At 44.2% G+C, this 15,863-nt stretch carries 15 protein-coding genes and 4 pseudogenes; 9 read left to right on the top strand and 10 right to left on the bottom strand.

The window, feature by feature from the left end; genetic code table 11:
* Positions 1-17: 17 nt before the first annotated feature.
* The 4 genes from GC102_RS26660 to GC102_RS26645 form a co-directional block, all read right to left on the bottom strand.
* Positions 18-1,397: a sensor histidine kinase gene (locus GC102_RS26660; RefSeq protein ID WP_171692224.1), complete on the bottom strand. Its 1,380-nt coding sequence runs from the start codon at positions 1,395-1,397 to the stop codon at positions 18-20.
* Positions 1,394-2,074 carry a response regulator transcription factor gene (locus tag GC102_RS26655; protein WP_171692223.1) on the bottom strand — a complete coding sequence of 227 codons (681 nt, stop codon included), beginning with the start codon at positions 2,072-2,074 and terminating at the stop codon, positions 1,394-1,396. Before GC102_RS26655 ends, GC102_RS26660 begins: the two co-directional genes overlap by 4 nt.
* A gap of 143 nt (positions 2,075-2,217) precedes the next feature.
* Positions 2,218-2,580: a cupredoxin domain-containing protein gene (locus tag GC102_RS26650; protein WP_376769411.1), complete on the bottom strand. Its 363-nt coding sequence runs from the start codon at positions 2,578-2,580 to the stop codon at positions 2,218-2,220.
* Between the two features lie 194 nt (positions 2,581-2,774).
* Positions 2,775-3,251 carry an HPP family protein gene (locus GC102_RS26645; RefSeq protein ID WP_171692221.1) on the bottom strand — a complete coding sequence of 159 codons (477 nt, stop codon included), beginning with the start codon at positions 3,249-3,251 and terminating at the stop codon, positions 2,775-2,777.
* Positions 3,252-3,370: 119 nt separating this feature from the next.
* Between GC102_RS26645 and GC102_RS26640 the strand changes: the two genes are divergently transcribed.
* The 5 genes from GC102_RS26640 to GC102_RS26620 all read left to right on the top strand — a co-directional run bounded on the left by GC102_RS26640 (position 3,371) and on the right by GC102_RS26620 (position 6,785).
* On the top strand, positions 3,371-4,282 hold the full coding sequence (locus GC102_RS26640; protein ID WP_171692220.1) for a LysR family transcriptional regulator: 912 nt from the start codon (positions 3,371-3,373) through the stop codon (positions 4,280-4,282).
* Positions 4,283-4,353: 71 nt separating this feature from the next.
* Positions 4,354-4,953 carry an undecaprenyl phosphate transporter UptA gene (uptA, locus tag GC102_RS26635; protein ID WP_171692219.1) on the top strand — a complete coding sequence of 200 codons (600 nt, stop codon included), beginning with the start codon at positions 4,354-4,356 and terminating at the stop codon, positions 4,951-4,953.
* Positions 4,954-5,030: 77 nt separating this feature from the next.
* A complete protein-coding gene (locus GC102_RS26630; RefSeq protein WP_171692218.1) occupies positions 5,031-5,597 on the top strand; it encodes a thioredoxin family protein in 567 nt (188 codons plus the stop codon).
* Between the two features lie 11 nt (positions 5,598-5,608).
* Complete coding sequence (locus GC102_RS26625; protein WP_171692217.1) at positions 5,609-6,232, top strand: MBL fold metallo-hydrolase; 624 nt, start codon at positions 5,609-5,611, stop codon at positions 6,230-6,232.
* A 250-nt stretch (positions 6,233-6,482) separates the two neighbouring features.
* A complete protein-coding gene (locus GC102_RS26620; RefSeq protein WP_171692216.1) occupies positions 6,483-6,785 on the top strand; it encodes a hypothetical protein in 303 nt (100 codons plus the stop codon).
* Between the two features lie 85 nt (positions 6,786-6,870).
* Here GC102_RS26620 and GC102_RS40385 read toward each other — a convergent pair whose 3' ends face one another.
* The 3 genes and pseudogenes from GC102_RS40385 to GC102_RS39670 form a co-directional block, all read right to left on the bottom strand.
* A complete protein-coding gene (locus GC102_RS40385) occupies positions 6,871-7,335 on the bottom strand; it encodes a discoidin domain-containing protein (protein ID WP_376769410.1) in 465 nt (154 codons plus the stop codon).
* Positions 7,321-7,521, bottom strand: a pseudogene (locus GC102_RS40735) (fibronectin type III domain-containing protein); the annotation flags it as partial. The pseudogene GC102_RS40735 and the gene GC102_RS40385, both read right to left, overlap by 15 nt.
* 18 nt (positions 7,522-7,539) lie before the next feature.
* Positions 7,540-8,715, bottom strand: a pseudogene (locus GC102_RS39670) (family 8 glycosyl hydrolase); the annotation flags it as partial.
* Positions 8,716-10,211: 1,496 nt separating this feature from the next.
* Here GC102_RS39670 and GC102_RS26610 point away from each other — a divergent pair.
* Positions 10,212-10,527 (top strand): annotated as a pseudogene (locus tag GC102_RS26610) (thioredoxin family protein).
* A 386-nt stretch (positions 10,528-10,913) separates the two neighbouring features.
* Here GC102_RS26610 and GC102_RS26605 read toward each other — a convergent pair.
* The gene (locus tag GC102_RS26605) at positions 10,914-11,816 is read right to left on the bottom strand and encodes a LysR family transcriptional regulator (RefSeq protein WP_171692215.1); all 903 of its coding nucleotides are present in this window, start codon (positions 11,814-11,816) and stop codon (positions 10,914-10,916) included.
* A gap of 143 nt (positions 11,817-11,959) precedes the next feature.
* On the opposite strand from GC102_RS26605, the gene GC102_RS26600 reads away from it, so the two are divergent.
* Entirely contained in the window at positions 11,960-12,619 is a 660-nt protein-coding gene (locus tag GC102_RS26600) for an HD-GYP domain-containing protein (protein ID WP_171692214.1), read from the top strand.
* The gene (locus tag GC102_RS26595) at positions 12,616-12,975 is read left to right on the top strand and encodes a TetR family transcriptional regulator C-terminal domain-containing protein (protein WP_171692283.1); all 360 of its coding nucleotides are present in this window, start codon (positions 12,616-12,618) and stop codon (positions 12,973-12,975) included. The genes GC102_RS26600 and GC102_RS26595 overlap by 4 nt, the downstream gene beginning before the upstream one ends.
* A 134-nt stretch (positions 12,976-13,109) precedes the next feature.
* On the opposite strand, the gene GC102_RS26590 is transcribed toward GC102_RS26595, so the two are convergent.
* The gene (locus tag GC102_RS26590; RefSeq protein WP_171692213.1) at positions 13,110-13,811 is read right to left on the bottom strand and encodes a Crp/Fnr family transcriptional regulator; all 702 of its coding nucleotides are present in this window, start codon (positions 13,809-13,811) and stop codon (positions 13,110-13,112) included.
* 60 nt (positions 13,812-13,871) lie between these two features.
* Positions 13,872-15,398, bottom strand: a complete 1,527-nt coding sequence (locus tag GC102_RS26585; RefSeq protein WP_171692212.1) for a redoxin domain-containing protein — start codon at positions 15,396-15,398, stop codon at positions 13,872-13,874.
* A gap of 273 nt (positions 15,399-15,671) precedes the next feature.
* On the opposite strand from GC102_RS26585, the pseudogene GC102_RS26580 reads away from it, so the two are divergent.
* Positions 15,672-15,863 (top strand): annotated as a pseudogene (locus GC102_RS26580) (hypothetical protein); the annotation flags it as partial.

The following is a 15,863-nucleotide window of genomic DNA, read 5'->3' as shown; positions in this document are numbered from 1 at the left end:
AGACGATGAATGTTCAATTACAATCTTGGCAGGTGCACGGTAAACGTAGTGCCTTTATCGACTTCGCTCTGCACATCAATGCTTCCATGGTGGAGCTGGGTAATTTTCTGTGCAATCGATAATCCTAAGCCGCTGCCGGAGCGAGCACGGTTTCTTGCCTTATCTGCTTTATAGAAGCGATCAAAGATATGAGGTAGCTCAGATGACGGTATCCCAATACCTGTATCGCTGATCAGAATGAGGATTTCCGTATCCAACTTCTGAATCTCGATCCGCAAGGTATCTCCAGGCCGCGAAAACTTGATGCTGTTCGTGATGAAGTTCAGCCAAACTTGATGGAGCAGTTGGGCGTCCGCATAGATGTCTGCTTCCGGCAGTTCAAGTTCGATCTCTAGCTTTTTCTCGGTCCATTGCCACTCGGTAACAATCAGAATCTGGCGAATTTGCTCATCTAGTCGATAAACGCTGCGCTTAATGACATGGCTTTCTTTGTCCAAAGAGGCTAGCGTTAACAGCTGCTTACTGAGTGAGGATAACCGCTTGCTTTCTTCTAAAATGATATGAAGATACCGTTCTTTCTCTTCCTCGGAGGTTTCTTTGTCCAGAATCGACTGAGCGAAGCCTTGGATGGATGTTAACGGAGACTGAATTTCATGAGAAACGTTGCCCACGAACTCCTGCCGCATGTTATCCAGCTGTTTGAGGGATTGGGCCATGTAGGTGAAGTCTCTGGCCAACTCTCCTATCTCATCTTGCCGTGAAACGTCCATGGCACTCTCAAAGTTTCCTTTGACGATCCGTTTCGTAGCTTCGGTTAGCTTTTTGACAGGCTTAACAATATATTGTGAGAAAATAATGATTAAGATAATGCTAAAAAGAAACGTAAGCCCTAACAGAAAGGCCATGAGGATACGTACGCCGCCAATTTGCTGCTCCAAATTAGGCCTCACAAATAGCGCATAAGGTTTTCCCTTTACTTGAATAGGGACCCCGATGCTATTTCGAAGGCTATCTTCAAAAAAACCGGTCACCATAAGAAAATGACGCTCTTGCAAGACGCCCCGATACGTCTCTCCGGATAAGACAAGCCGAATCTGCTCAGGATCGATCTGGGTATGTTTAAACGGAGTCCCGTAATAGGTCCCTTCCATCCGATCGTTAACGGCATAAAGTTGAAATCCCAAGTTGGCGATATGTGTAAAGTAGGTAGCTGGCTCGAGATCATGCACTTGCTCATACAACGTACGAATTTCATTCGTGATCTTCCAAATTTGTTCTTCGTTTTTGTCTTTTAAATTGGCCAAGTAATAGCTATTGGAGAGGAGCAGGGCGAGCGTACTGCTGACCATCGCAATGACAATAAAAGTAACAACGATACGAGTATATAGTGTCTTCACCGTTCGGTCACCTCAAGCTTATACCCAAGTCCTCGTACAGTTGTAATGACGAAATCATCGGTCATCTCATAGAACCGTTCCCGCAAACGTTTGATATGGACATCAATGGTTCGGCTATCGCCTTCATAATCTGTTCCCCAGAGCATCTGAATCAGCTGCTCCCGCGTGAATATGCGTCCTGGATGACTGGCTAATTGGGCCAACAGTTGAAATTCTTTGAGGGGAAGCAGAAGAGTTTGGCCCTTGGCGATCACTTCATAGCTTTTGCGATTGATGATGGTTTGGTTCAAGGTAATCACCTCGGAGGAGACAAGCTGGTAACGCCGCAGCAAAGCTCTCGCTCGGAACAACAATTCCTTGGGCTCAAAGGGCTTAACCATATAGTCATCGGTCCCAGACAGAAAGCCTTTCTCTTTATCTTCGATTTCTCCTTTGGCTGTTAAAAGAAGGACAGGTATATCATAATGCTCGCGGATTTCCGAACATAGCTCCAGACCATCCCGCAGTGGCATCATGACATCGACGACCGCCAAATGAATTTGCTCGGTTTCCATCACCTTGGACGCTTGTTCACCATCACTTGCTTCAAACACCGCATAGCCTTCCTTTGAAAATAAGAAACGGAGCAATTCCCGAATGTGAGCATCGTCATCGACAACTAGAATATGAGTTTTCAAGACTGGGCACCTTCTTCTTTAAATTCATTGAACTTTGCAACAGTGTAAACGAAAAAAAACCTTATTGCCACTCCTGATATCAGAACGCCGCGCGGGGAGTTAAGAGATCAAAGAGAAGATAAGGTTTTCGCCAGAAAAGGAGGCTAATCCACTACGATATAGCCGATCATCGGACCGCTATGGGCAATATCCGTGTGCGTCAAGCAAATGAGGCGGTAAGTCCCTTCCTGATCGGCAGTAAAATGTACAACGGTTTCTTTCCCTTTCTTGACTTCACCGCTAATATTTAGCCCTTCGATGAGAAAAGGGTGGCTCTGACCGTTCACACCATAGATGCTAAGCTTGATTCTCTCGCCCTTTTGGACAACGACGGTGCCCGGATCCCATCGATAGGCTTCGATTGTTTTACCGTCTGCCGTGGTTGATTTAAACTCTCCGACAACCATGTGAATCATTCTTTCCGCAGTCGGCTCGGCTGCCGTTGGAACGATGCTCCCACGGTTCATATACAACAAGCCGGAGAGGAGCAGCAGCAGAGCAGCGGCTGCCAGAAAGAGATGCTTACGTTTAATAATCCATACTCGGGACATCGTTGGTCCGCCTCCTGTACAAGGTACTTGTACATCTTATGCGGAGGCTTGTCAGCGCATGATTATGATCTGATGAACAGTTCAAGCTGCTGTTCAAGTTAGGGTTCCCATTACCACCATGCGGTGGGGTAATGGGTTCGGGTTGCCCGGTGATAAACGAGGGCAACCAGCACGAGCACCGCGGCGCCGAGCAGCACCGGCGAGAGCAGGAAGCTCCAGCCCGCGCCCGTGAGCATCACGAGCAGCGGGTCGGCGCCGGCCGGCGGATGCAGCGTGCGCGTCAGCTGCATGAGCGTGATGGCGGCGCCAACGCCGAGGGCGAGGCTCCACGCGTGGACGCCGAAGGCGGAGAGCGCGCAGAGCCCGACGAGCGTGCTCAGCACGTGGCCGCCGACAAGGCTGCGGGGCTGCGCGAGCGGGCTCTGCGGGAGCGCGAAGGCGATGACGCAGGAAGCGCCGAAGGGTGCCATAATCAGCGCTACTCGGGTGAAATCGCCGAGTAAGCTGCATATCAGAATAGCGAGAAATCCGCCGATTCCGGGGATGAGCAGAGCGAATGCTTTGGGGAATGATGCAGGGCTATTCATTGCTTGTGGGCACCTCTTTCTCTTTATTAATTCACATGGTATCATGAGTGGAGTTATTTGAATAACGAATGATCGTGATAATAGATATTCGATAATTCGATGGGTAGGAGTGGTGTACAATGCTGGAACATATGGACGGGCGCAGTATGAAAACCTTCATCACGGTGATGGAGGAAAAAAGCTTCAGCAAGGCAGCCCTCAAGCTCGGATACGTGCAATCAACGGTTACGATGCATATTCATCAGCTTGAGCAAACACTGGGTAAAGCTCTGTTTAAGCGTTTGCCCCGAGGTGTAGAATTAACTGACGCGGGTAGAGAAGTTGCCCCCTATGCGTATCGATACCTACAGCTTAGCGAATCCCTCCAAGATAAATTAACCGGTCTGCATGAACCCAAAGGCGTGGTACGGCTCCGAGCGCTTGAATCCTTCTGTGTGCCGCATCTCCCGCAGCTGCTGCCTACTATTTTTGAACAGTATCCTCAGATTCAATTACAGCTGGAAACCGGCTTTCAACGCGATATTATCCAAGAAGTGTCTGCGTACCGCGTTGACCTTGGTATTGTTCCACGCGACCCGAAGGCTAACAATCTTACTTTTATACCTCTTATTCAAGATGAATTGGTATGGGTAGGGGCTCCTGCATTGGTAAGTCGTATGGAGAACGATGGTTGGGAAGCGATAGCGGATACCAAAGTAATCGGTTTTGGTAGCCGCTGTATTTACCAAACGATGGCCTCTCAGGTCTTAGCAGACAAAGGGTTAGCCACCTTTACAGCGATGGAGTTCGACAGCACGGAAATGATTAAACAGACCATGATGTTTGGAATGGGACTGTCCTTAATGCCGTTAACATCCGTTCAGGAAGAGCTTCAATCTGGTAAACTGTTGAGACTGCAACAAGAGAAAACAATTCTGCTAGAACATGGGCTCATTCATCGCTCAGGCAAAGACTTAAGTGCACCCGTTCAAGCCTGCAAGGAGCACATTATATCCTACTTTTTAGCGCAAAAAGAGCGTGGAACTGGTTGATAGGAGCCCGTCTGTGATAGAATGTTTTATAGACTAGAAACGGATATTCTAAGTGGAGAGAGGTTTCATGGATGAGTGAGTTGATTCACAATGTACTGCTTTATTTGGAAGGCCTTGGGTATTGGGGGATTTTCCTCGGATTAATGTTGGAAGTTATCCCTAACGAATTGCTTTTGGCTTACGCAGGCTATTTGGTGTCAAAAGGTGAAATTAATTTTGTTGGTGCTGTTATTTGCGCAGTAATCGGAGGTACCTTAGCACAAGTGGTTCTCTATTGGATCGGCCGCTACGGAGGCAGACCCTTCCTTGAAAAGTACGGCAAATATTTGCTTATCAGCAAGCATCATATTGATGTAGCCGAGTCTTGGTTTAACCGCTATGGGACAGGCATGATCTTCACAGCTAGATTCATTCCCATTGTCCGTCATGCGATATCCCTTCCCGGCGGTATGGCCAAAATGCCACTAGGTAAGTTTACACTCTACACAGGTCTAGCTTTAATTCCATATTCCATTCTCTATGTCTACTTGGGCATGAAGCTCAAAGATAACTGGGAAACGATTGACGAAATCGCAGGACCTTACATTAAGCCATTAATTATCGCAGCGATTGTGCTAACAATCTTGTATGTGGGTTATCAATTATATTTGAAAAGAAAAGCGAAGATATAAGCCACAAAGATTTGGAGCTTTCGCTTGCATTTGCTACAATAAAAGAAACGAACGACGATTAGAGAGGATGAATAGCGATGAGCACGAATCTAGCAAGCAAACTGCGCACTGGCTTAAAGCCGCAACAGTTCATTGACAGCATGGAGAAAAATCAAGAGCAATTTTTAGCTTATTACAATGGATTTGAATGGGATAATGAAGACGATAAGGAGTATTTTGATTCTCTAAACAACCGGGATGATCTGCGCTGTCTGATCGTTGCTGCGGATTGGTGCGGCGACGTTGTTCGTAACGTACCTGTCGTATTCAAGGCGCTGGAAAACAGCGGTATTCCTACGGAAGTACTTATCATTGAACAAAATTACGACGTTATTGACCAGTTCCTGACGGGTGGCGGTCGTGCGATTCCAATTGTTATATTTACAGATACAGGCGGTTTTGTTTTGGGACAATGGGGTCCGCGTCCGAAACACGTGCAAGCTGTCATGAATCAATTCAAAAAAGAAAATCCAGATCGTGAAGCGGCAGATTATAACGAAAAAATTCAAGTAGCCAGAGCCGAAATGGGCCGTCAATATGGTGAAGGTAACGGATATCATGCTGTTATTGTGAAGGAACTTCGTGAATTAATCGAGTCGTTCTAAGGTGAATACATATGATTAAAATAGAATCATTTGTGCTAGGCCCGGTAAGTACAAACGCGTATTTGTTATCTGATCCAGAAACGAAAAAAGGCATTATCATAGATCCTGGCATGAATCCTAAATCACTTATCAAAAAGATTGCTGATTTGGATATTGTAGCGATTCTCCTCACGCATGCTCATTTTGACCATATCGGTGGTGTCGATGAGATTCGTAAGCTCAAACGTTGTCCTGTGTATATCCACGATCTAGAAGCCGATTGGCTGACGAATCCGAAGAAAAACGGCTCAGCTCGCTGGCCTGATCTAGGTGCTCCGATTGAAACGGACCCGGCTGAATATGCGCTAGACGAAGGGCAGACGCTCGAGTTTCTTGGTATTAAGCTTAAGGTATTCCATACCCCTGGTCATTCACCGGGAAGTGTGAGCTTCTTATACGAGAAGCACCTGTTCAGTGGAGATGTACTTTTCAAACTGTCGGTAGGTCGAACGGACCTTCTTGGTGGGGATAACAACGTGCTGTTGGATTCCATTCAAGATAAGCTGTTTCTACTCGATGATGACGTCATTGTGTATCCCGGACATGGCGCCAAAACAACGATTGGTTTCGAACGAGATAACAATCCATATGTGTAATAAAGAAGGACTGTCCATGATGTATGGGACAGTCCTTTTGCCGTTTCATTGGCAGCATGAATGCTCGTTCGCCCATGACACCTAACCATTTTATTTGGATCTGGGTGTTTACCGTGTTCAAGGTAGGTGCTCCCCCATAGACTGATGTTGTAAGCTATTCACCCAACCTAAACGAAAACAAGTAGTTTAAGACCATTTAATTTTATAATGAAAGTTTTCCTTAAGGAAAACTTTGAGGAGGTGCTCTTTCATGGAATATGTAAAAGCTCCAACGTACCCGATGGCCCCAATGCCGATGCCAACTCCAATCCCAGCTCCAATGCCAATGCCGATGCCGATGCCGATGCCGGTACAGCAAGCTCCAATAATGCAAAGCCCGATCCACAATGATATCCATTTACACGCATCCTACCAACAAACATCGTATGTTTTCCCAAAACCAGCTGTGCATCATCACCCTGTAGCTAAAGTCAGCTCTTATAACTCAGTAGGTAGTATTCTCGTTCTGTTCATTTTGCTTGTTATTATTACACGTGGGATTTGTAAATATTAATTCGCTGATCGTCAATAAAAAAGTAATCCACCTCGGGGACTTTCGACCGGAGTGGATTACTTTTTGTTTCATATTCAAAGTGAACTTAGGAGCCGTAAACCTCGAAATCAAATAACGAATATCCATATGTTGTTCCTCTGGCTGTACAAAGCACTCTCACATATCTTCCGTTTTTAGCGTTAAACGTATTATCGTCAATCCCGCCATTGCCGGTTGTTGTTACAAAGGCATCCGTCCAGGTCGTTTTGTCGGTTGAAACCTGAATCTTATAGCCTTTGCCGTATGCAGCCTCCCAATTCAATTTGACCCGGTTGATGCTTGCAGCTGCGCCCAGATCGACGTAAATCCATTCATTATTGCTTCCTTCTACGCTCGCCCAACGGGTTGTTGAGCTGCCGTCAGTAGCTTTTGAAGCTTCAAATCCCGCACCTTCGATAGAGCTGGCTACCGTTGTCTTGCCTAGAGCAAGGTTAGTACTGACAGGAGGAGCTGAACTTGTAGTTGCAGTTGCGGTATTGCTGTTAGCCGAAAGATTGCTCGCGGCGTCGATTGCTTTGACCGTATAGCTGTAAGCCGTTAAAGCAGTAAGTCCGGTGTCACTGTACGATGTGCCTGTCGGTGTGCCGACTTGAACGCCACCACGAAATACTTGGTAACCAATTACGCCGATATTATCGGTCGAAGCTGTCCAGCTTAAATTGATCTGGCTGCTCGAAGCTGCTGTTGCTGTCAGGTTGGTTGGAGCCGAAGGAGCTTGTGTGTCCGCTGCTCCAAATGTAGGCTTCCACCAGTTCCCCGAGATGAACAGAAGGTTCAGCATGTTAAAGGAGTCGCTATAATAAGATTCTTTCTTATTCTTCATCCAATCCCAACCGGCATTGACCCATGCCTGATGCGTGCTGGATGTGGTCGCTGCGGAAATGAATGGCGCTACGAAGACAGCTGTCGCATATGTACCGCGATCCGCGCCGTTCAGTTGGTATCCGTCTTTCACATTGTTCGGATTGCTGCCTGTTTTCCCTTTAATCCAGACCGCCATTTTATTAGCGATATCCTTGCCGCGAGTATCTCCGTACAAAGCGTAGTCCATTACAATTCGCAGCGGCACGCGGCTTGCATTGTAATTGTATTCATTGGTTTCCGGAAATTCGTCCAAATAGTTCTGCGGAGCCGGCTTAGGTGGATTGGCTACCACGAAGTCGGAAATCAGACCCGTGCTAGCGGAGTAAGCCGCTGTGAATTGACTATATACGTTATATAGATTATTGATCACATTCAGCCAGGTTGAATCGCCCGTTACCTCATAGAAAGCTCTCAAATGACTGAGCATCCAGTCGGAGGGACGCGTATTCAGGGCGTCTTTCGTATCCCAGTCACCAAGGTTCAGCCTGTTGTTCGTTGTTACATTGCTAACCTTAATGCCGTTAGTGATCATCTTTTTGGCTTCGGCCAAATAATTGATTGTACCGCTCGAGCCCCATTGGCGATCCGCCAAAATGAGTGAGTAGGCGATATCCAGATCTCCGTCGGTGGCTGAATCAAAATGTCCTTGGGCGCCCGTGCTATCCGCCACTACCCATCCCATTAGATTAGCATTGTTAGGGCTTTTGAACGCTCTAGCCGTTTTGAACAGTCCGTCGTAGATCGTCTTCGCGTTCGCATCATAACCGGCCATAAGCACGGAAATGACCATGCCATATCCATGTCCTTCCGAGGTGCCGAGCGGCACGAAGCCGTCAGCATCGCCGGTAATTTCGCCTTTTACATAATAACCGCCTGGAAGTGAGGACAAGTTATTTTTAAGATAAGTAGCTTTCCAATAGTCATAATAAGTGGATACTGCGGTATTCATTGTGGATTGGCTGACGTGATTAGGTTTAATAATACCAGGATAGCTAACTTGCTGAGGAAACGGTTTCAATTCTCCAGCTCCATAGGCTTTCGGCTGAAGTTGAGCAGGGACGGCTAACGTTGCAAAAAGCATGACCGCAGAGAGAATCACAAGAAACATCACTTTCATCGTGCTTGAGGTTGATTTCAATGTGTACAAAATAATTCCTCCTTTGTGATAGTTGATGCAAGCAAACTCCGCGAACCCTCCTTCCCGTTAGACTATCTCCAAAAGTTAAACACTTTACGAAGAGGTCTCACGATGCCATTAAAGTTTAAGCGTTTTAACTTTTGGGGTAAAAGTGACATTTTATTTATATGTCAGAGAGATTTGATGATGCGAGCCAAATAGGGATTCGTCACATTATCAATGCCACTTAATACCTAAAAATTACCAATATTTATTTACAAATGTATCATAACTATTTTCGTCATGTCTAGCTATTTTTTAAGGGATTGTGAAAAGTGTTTCTTGAGAAAGTGAAATCGCTTAAATTTTAATTGGGACTAAGGAGATCCGCAAACTTCCACTGAGCAGTAGAAGCCTAAGCAACTCCGTGCAGCAGAGAAGGCGTATGAATGCCGGGATGAGGGATATAAGCATGGATATCAAATGGGGAAGGACAGAAATGCGTGTTCTATGTATAGAAATGCCAAGAAGGTGGCATCATAGATGTTATATGATGTATTGAACGGTGGGTGTTAATGGACATGGGAATAGGAATAGTAAATACGGCAATATGCTCTTACTGCGATCAACCAGCGACATTTCGAATCGGAAATGTTGACTATGAACTACATGCTTGTGACAAACATGAGGATGCCGCGTATATCAAATTTGATAGAGTGACTGGTGAAGATTCGTGGAGGATGATTTCAATGGCCTCACATGGCTTTCCTGAATCTGGTGCATAATATCAATATTATTCTTCGAAAAACAACATAAATCGAACTCCCTTCGTGAAATGGGGAGTTTTTTTATTTATATCAAAGCCAGCAGAATTATTTTGCTGGCTCATTTGTGTTTTTGTTAAACGCCTCTAAAACAGCATCGATAAATTTCGAGGAATTTTCATGTCGTTAGACTGCAGAAGTCTAACGACATGAAAGTACCTACATCGAAACCTTGTTAAATCAAGGTTTTTTGCTTTTGTAGGGATATTCTTGTCGTTTATCTTGCGACATGAAAATACCTACAAAACATGCCAACGACAAGAATATCCCTACAAAATGAGTTGTTTTAGTATATTTGGATAAATTGTCAGCCTAATACTAAGTTATTTTGAATTATACTCGTAACTGATTTCTATTCAACGAAGCTTGTAAATAATCTTCTGTATTAACTTACAGAGAAATAATATTTGAGAACTATTATTTTGAGAGCATTCTTTAAAAATGGTTTTTTTAAAATATGTACCCAACCTGAATGGTAAGAGGAAGATAGATGAAGATATAATTGTTTTAAGTAAAGGAGTAAATATATGGAATGTCGAAAAACAACTAGATGGCAGAGTAAGTAACTAATGACAGCTAAGTATAGTTGAATCGGCAGAACGTTTTCGCGATTTGGTTAATCGGGATCAATATACGGTAGTTAAGTTCGACGCAACCTTGTGCCCCGATTGCAAAAACATGGACCGGTTTATTGGTGATATTATAGCGGAAAATAGAGATAAGGATTTCTATGCAACCGATGTGGAACAATTTCAGACGGTTGCGGAAGAAAACGAGGTTATGGGAATTCCAAGTTTATTCGTTTATAAAAAACGGAGTAAAATTGGGACATTTGCACAGTAAGTATGCAAAGACACCTGTTCAGGTGAGGGGATATCTGGAATCTGTAACCGTGTAATAAAGGCGTCATAATTGAGTATGAGCAGCGGAAACGATTTTGTATGGGAATATAATTTCAACGCGATCGGCAGACGAGTTTGGGAGAATATAAACAATCGTTACGTTACAATTCCCGATCGTGAGTTTCTATTCAGCCAAACTCGTGATTTTTTATGATAGCTTCGTAACACAGATGCAACTGACGAATCAATATTCAGTGAAAATATCCATATTCGACTCCCATTATCACCTAAAAGCTTATGGCCTGATTCTCTTGGCCTAAGCTTTATTTTTTGTGACGGATAAGGGAAGCTATCTGTAATAAGAAGAATACTTCATGAATTCATGTCTTATCTTTTTAGGTACCAGAAAGCAGATATTGGGTTCCGCATTCTGGTATTAAAGTCATTGAAGATTCAACTCAGAGCCTGAGCGACTTTCGAATAATTGAAGCGCCGTTCTAATAAACAGCTGCACAGCGATCGAAGAATCCTTTAATGAGGATACGGCAAGATGAATTTCACGATGCCACTTCGGATCCAACTTACGTAAGATTACGTTAGTAGGTAGATTCATTGTAGACAGTTCAGACATGATTCCAATACCTAATCCCTCCTGGACCATATTTAATGTTGTCATGTAATTATTGAGTACATATTTTATTTGAGGTTGTATTCCGGATTGCTCAAACCAATCCATTACGGGTGGCTTACAGCCGGATTTGCAAATAATCAAGGGTTGACCCATGAGATCGCCCGCCTGAATAACGGACTTCGCGGCAAGAGGATGATTCTCCTTACATACCATGTATATTTCTTCACGGTACAAAGGGAATGTTATGAGTTCATCGTGATGGCCGGAAGGAACGATAAGTCCAACATCAACCTCTCTGGATTCAAGCCTTTCCTTTATTTCAGCAATGGTTCCCTCATGAAGTGTGAATTCAATTTTCGGATACTTCTCAGCTATACTGCTTATGATTTTGGGAATGAAGTAGGAGGAGGCTAAGGGAAAAACGCCGATCCTCACAATGCCCGTATCAAGTCCTTTTTCGCGAGCAATCTCTTGATCAATTCTCTCAAAGTAGGTCAAAATCTCTTTGAAAAATCCCAAAATACGTTCCCCGATATCCGTGAAATGAACGCCATAACGACGATCGCGGGCAATAAGCTTTACCCCCAACTCAGCTTCAAGTGCTGCCACCGCACGGCTGACCGCAGGCTGCGTCATATAGAGTTCTTTTCCTGCTTTTGTGAAGTTTCTCGTATCGGAAATCTTAACAATTAATTGCATTAGCCCTCTATTCATATCAAAGTTGGTATGCTCCTAATAATTTATAATCATTTTATATTCGGTTTGATATATCGTATCATTGTCACGGGATCAAACGAATCAGTAGGAAATTTCCTATGTAGCAGAATATTTTTTGTATTTTTGATAGGAGGCGCCACATGGACGATGTTTTGCTGGACTCTCAATCTTTGTTTATTCAGTTGTTTAGTATGTACAAAGGAGATCAGGAGTGGGAGAAAGGCAGGGCACTATTCGTTTCCATGAATTGCCGTGATCCAGCAACCGCGAATCATTCTCTGGTTGTTGCATTTATTGCCTACCACTTAACCATAAACATTCGTCTCACATCCTGTAATGCAGAACGGATGTTTCTCGCCGGTTTGCTACATGACATAGGAAAATTGTCAATGCCGGATGGCATTTTGAAATCATCACATCGTCTGAACATTGAAGAAAGAACGTTGGTTGTTGAACATGTTAAGATTGGGCATGACGCGTTAAAACAACTTGACTTTGGTTCGGATATCCTTCAATTTTGCTACTCACACCATGAAAGACTTGATGGCAGCGGCTATCCTCATGGCACCACGAATCAAAGTGAAATTGGGTGTATTGCGGCCATCTCCGATATCTATTCAGCATTAAGGTTGCCGCGTAGCTACCGCTCAAATTGTCTAAGCGACAAAGAGATTATTGAATTTTTGCTTCAATACGATGATCAATTCAATAGAAATTACACATACATTCTCAAGTCCTTTCTCAATAAGCGCTCAGAAATCCCGAAAGAATGTAAGGCTCTTATCGGTAATTCCAAATAGGAGGCCCGCTTTCCAGTGAACTGGCGGATACGGACTCAGCGGCTCGCACTCAGCTCGCAGATGGTTTTATGCAATGGGAATTTGCCTTTTGTATAGGGCTCCGCGCAATGTATGAACGCGTTGAACTGAGAACCGACGCTAATCCGGACAATCTCACACTAACACTGTTGACTGCACTTCAAGGAGGCCTTCTTCTTACTCAATGCCGAAAGGAGACGAGTCCGCTTGAAGCTGTATTGGACGCCATGCTCGCGTATATCCAGTCGTTCGTCATCAGAAGTGCCGCCAGATTGATGCTGCGGATATACCACAATCCGCATGATGTTCCAAATTTGTTGAATAATGATAGGAAGTAGGATTTTCGTTTTTTCTTTATTTTTATCGGTCTGTTCATTAAATAATACATGTTCAAGTAGATAATGAAATCAGTAGCTTAAACTTGGATTATCAGGTCAACCACATTTTTCTGGGTTGACCTTTTTTTAGCATATCAATGTGTAGAGTTTCGAGGAATACTTTCTTCAAGTATTGTAACCGCAAGTTGAACAGACAGGCGTGATATCTTAACGAGACCCTCCTTGGCAAGCTCACTCATCACGCTACTGACTGCTTCGCGGCTAGCACCGAGCATATTGGCAATCTCTTGATGTGAAAGAGGCAGATCAATCAGGGCATATCCGTCTTGAATAACGCCGAATTTAGCGCTCAGTGTGGAAAGGAGATGGAGCACGCGTTCTCTAAGACCATGAAGCGCAAGCTGTTCCAATTGATCCTCCCGCTCCTTTAACCGGTCACTGAGCGCTTTAAGAAATTTGAGCGCGAGCTGAGGCCGATTGATCATCAGCCGTTCGAACTGAGGCTCGGACATGGTGCAAAGAAGCGACGATTCCATCGTTTCAATATAAACCCCCCTGGTTCCGAACGAGAATGAATTTAACTCTCCGAATATATTTCCTCTTGTGAGAATGCCAAGCGTGAACTGTTTTCCGTTGTCGTTCAGTTTATAGAGTCTAAGCTTGCCCTCCTTGACGAAATAGAGTCCCTCGCGCGTGGACTCCGGGGTTTGGACAAATGTGTTTTTTGTGATCCAATTGAAATGATGGATGGTATCTAACTGATCGATCTCTCTAATTTCTTCTCGTGACATTTCTTCAAAAATGCTGATTTGCGATAAATACCAGAGCTTGTTCATCGGATATATCGGTCCTCCAAAATAATGTTGGCAAAGTCATTGGCATTCGTTGCAATAACATTATTGCAACGAACGGACTTTTTTTAAGGCTTCGGACGGTTCCATCCGCGTTCTATGGTTTAAATCTGAAGCACCGGCTATGACGGTTCCTTTTTTATCGATAATGTATGTGGCTGTGACAGGAAGCTCAAATGTAGGGTTACCGTTATATTGATGTAGCTCAATACCAGATCTTTTCTGAATGTCTTGCATAAAGTCAGGCAGCTTGTATTTAAGATTATAGTTTTCCGCTGTTTTGTTGTTCGCATCGCTAAGGACGAAGAAGCTCAGTTCATGTTTTTCTTTCATGGAAAGCGAATGATCCGGTGTTTGCGGGCTAATGGCAATCAATTGAGCACCGGCAGCTTTAATCTCATTCATGATGCGCTCATAGGCCTTCAATTGCAAATTGCAGTACGGACACCATTCACCCCGATAGAAAACGATAATGACGGGGCCCTTGGCTAGTTCTTCAGATAATGTGATGGGTTTCCCCGTAGCATCTTCCAGGCTAAAATCGGGAGCCTTATCTCCGATATTCAGTCCTTTGCCTGCACCTTGATCTCGAAGGTCCTGAAGCAATCTGGCAAATGTCGCCGCGGCATCTGGCAACATATTACGGTTTTGAGCCTGAAGTGCATCAAATTCATCTTTTAAGCTTCTTTCCCATTTAGAAACACTGTCCTGGACCATAAGCGAAATCGATTTTTGAATTGGCGGAAATTCAAATCCTAAAGATACTGCTCTGGCATTCAATATCTTCCAAGTATAAGGAAACATGGCGTAGGGGGATAAAGTTTGTTCTTCATGTCGGCCTACATGAAACAGCGGGGTCGTATTCAAGCAGTCCCCTATCTCATAACAGAGTTCTTGGATGCTTAAGTAACCGCTATTCGCTGCATTGATTGGTCCGACAAAATCGGATTTGGCTCCGATAAAATTAAGAAATTCGGCCGCATCCCACGCTGTCACATAAGTAATAGGGTGCTCAGCTTCCAACACGCCGATAGATTTATGTTCAGCAACATGCCTCACATAGTAATCAAAACGGCCTGTATAATCGTCGGTTCCCGATACGACCATGGCTACGCGAACCGCAACGACGGGAAATGCCGCATTCCGGAAAAAGTAGGATTCAGCTTGGCGTTTTCCTTCGGCATAGTCATATTTCTGAGCGTCTAAATCATAGCTGTATTGTTCCGGCATGAAATCGTCTTCGGTGATTTCGGTATCTTTACTGTTATAAACCGCCATACTTGAGGTTATTACATACCGCTTAATGCGGTTTCCAAACGCTTCCAGGGCAATTTTGGCATCTTGAGGATTAAAGCAGATTTGATCGTAAACGACATCATAATAACAATTGCCGAACGCTTCTCTCATGGCATCCTGATTCGTCCGGTCCACCTTTATTCGGGTCACGGCGTCGCCAAAATCATCCAGTGTCTGACCTCTTGTTGCAATGGTTACATCGTGGCCATCCCCGAGTAATAAACGGACTAAACGACGACCGAAAAACGCTGTTCCTCCTAAAACGAGTATCTTCATCCATATTCTCCTTTCACGTTTGCATTCTTATTTTATTAATTGAGCGAATTTTCTCCTGCCATCCAGGACAAAATACTTGGCGGCTTAGTTTACAGACTAACATGCGAACCGAATCGACATCTGTCATCTACATTACATTCATTACATTACATTACATTAGTTCTGCCGTTTTAAACAATTTCAAAAAAATGGAGAACTGTAAACTACATTACAGAACTCCGATTTTTTTAGAATTATAATCAAGCTACATTCGATATTGGAGGTTTCAGAACGATGAGCAACCAAAATTTAACCAAACAACTGGAAGTTGCCACACAGCAGTTTAAGGCCAATGCACCGATTGAAGCGCAGATTAAGATCGGTCAAATGATTGAGGAACTTCAGAAATCGGGGATCGCTTCCGGGAAGCAACCAGGCGAAAAGGCGGTGGACTTTAAATTAACAAACGCACTAGGCCGGGATGTA

Source organism: Paenibacillus germinis (assembly GCF_013141785.1).
GTDB classification, from domain to species: domain Bacteria; phylum Bacillota; class Bacilli; order Paenibacillales; family NBRC-103111; genus Paenibacillus_E; species Paenibacillus_E phytorum.
This window is presented reverse-complemented; position numbering and strand designations above follow the sequence as displayed.

Coding starts and splice junctions, on each gene's coding strand:
- GC102_RS26645 (WP_171692221.1), bottom strand. CDS start 3,251: ATGAATAGCCCTGCATCATTCCCCAAAGCATTCGCTCTGCTCATCCCC.
- GC102_RS26605 (WP_171692215.1), bottom strand. CDS start 11,816: ATGAATAGAGGGCTAATGCAATTAATTGTTAAGATTTCCGATACGAGA.
- GC102_RS26620 (WP_171692216.1), top strand. CDS start 6,483: ATGGAATATGTAAAAGCTCCAACGTACCCGATGGCCCCAATGCCGATG.
- GC102_RS26625 (WP_171692217.1), top strand. CDS start 5,609: ATGATTAAAATAGAATCATTTGTGCTAGGCCCGGTAAGTACAAACGCG.
- GC102_RS26650 (WP_376769411.1), bottom strand. CDS start 2,580: ATGAACCGTGGGAGCATCGTTCCAACGGCAGCCGAGCCGACTGCGGAA.
- GC102_RS26640 (WP_171692220.1), top strand. CDS start 3,371: ATGCTGGAACATATGGACGGGCGCAGTATGAAAACCTTCATCACGGTG.
- GC102_RS26590 (WP_171692213.1), bottom strand. CDS start 13,811: ATGAACAAGCTCTGGTATTTATCGCAAATCAGCATTTTTGAAGAAATG.
- uptA (WP_171692219.1), top strand. CDS start 4,354: ATGAGTGAGTTGATTCACAATGTACTGCTTTATTTGGAAGGCCTTGGG.
- GC102_RS26585 (WP_171692212.1), bottom strand. CDS start 15,398: ATGAAGATACTCGTTTTAGGAGGAACAGCGTTTTTCGGTCGTCGTTTA.
- GC102_RS26600 (WP_171692214.1), top strand. CDS start 11,960: ATGGACGATGTTTTGCTGGACTCTCAATCTTTGTTTATTCAGTTGTTT.
- GC102_RS26630 (WP_171692218.1), top strand. CDS start 5,031: ATGAGCACGAATCTAGCAAGCAAACTGCGCACTGGCTTAAAGCCGCAA.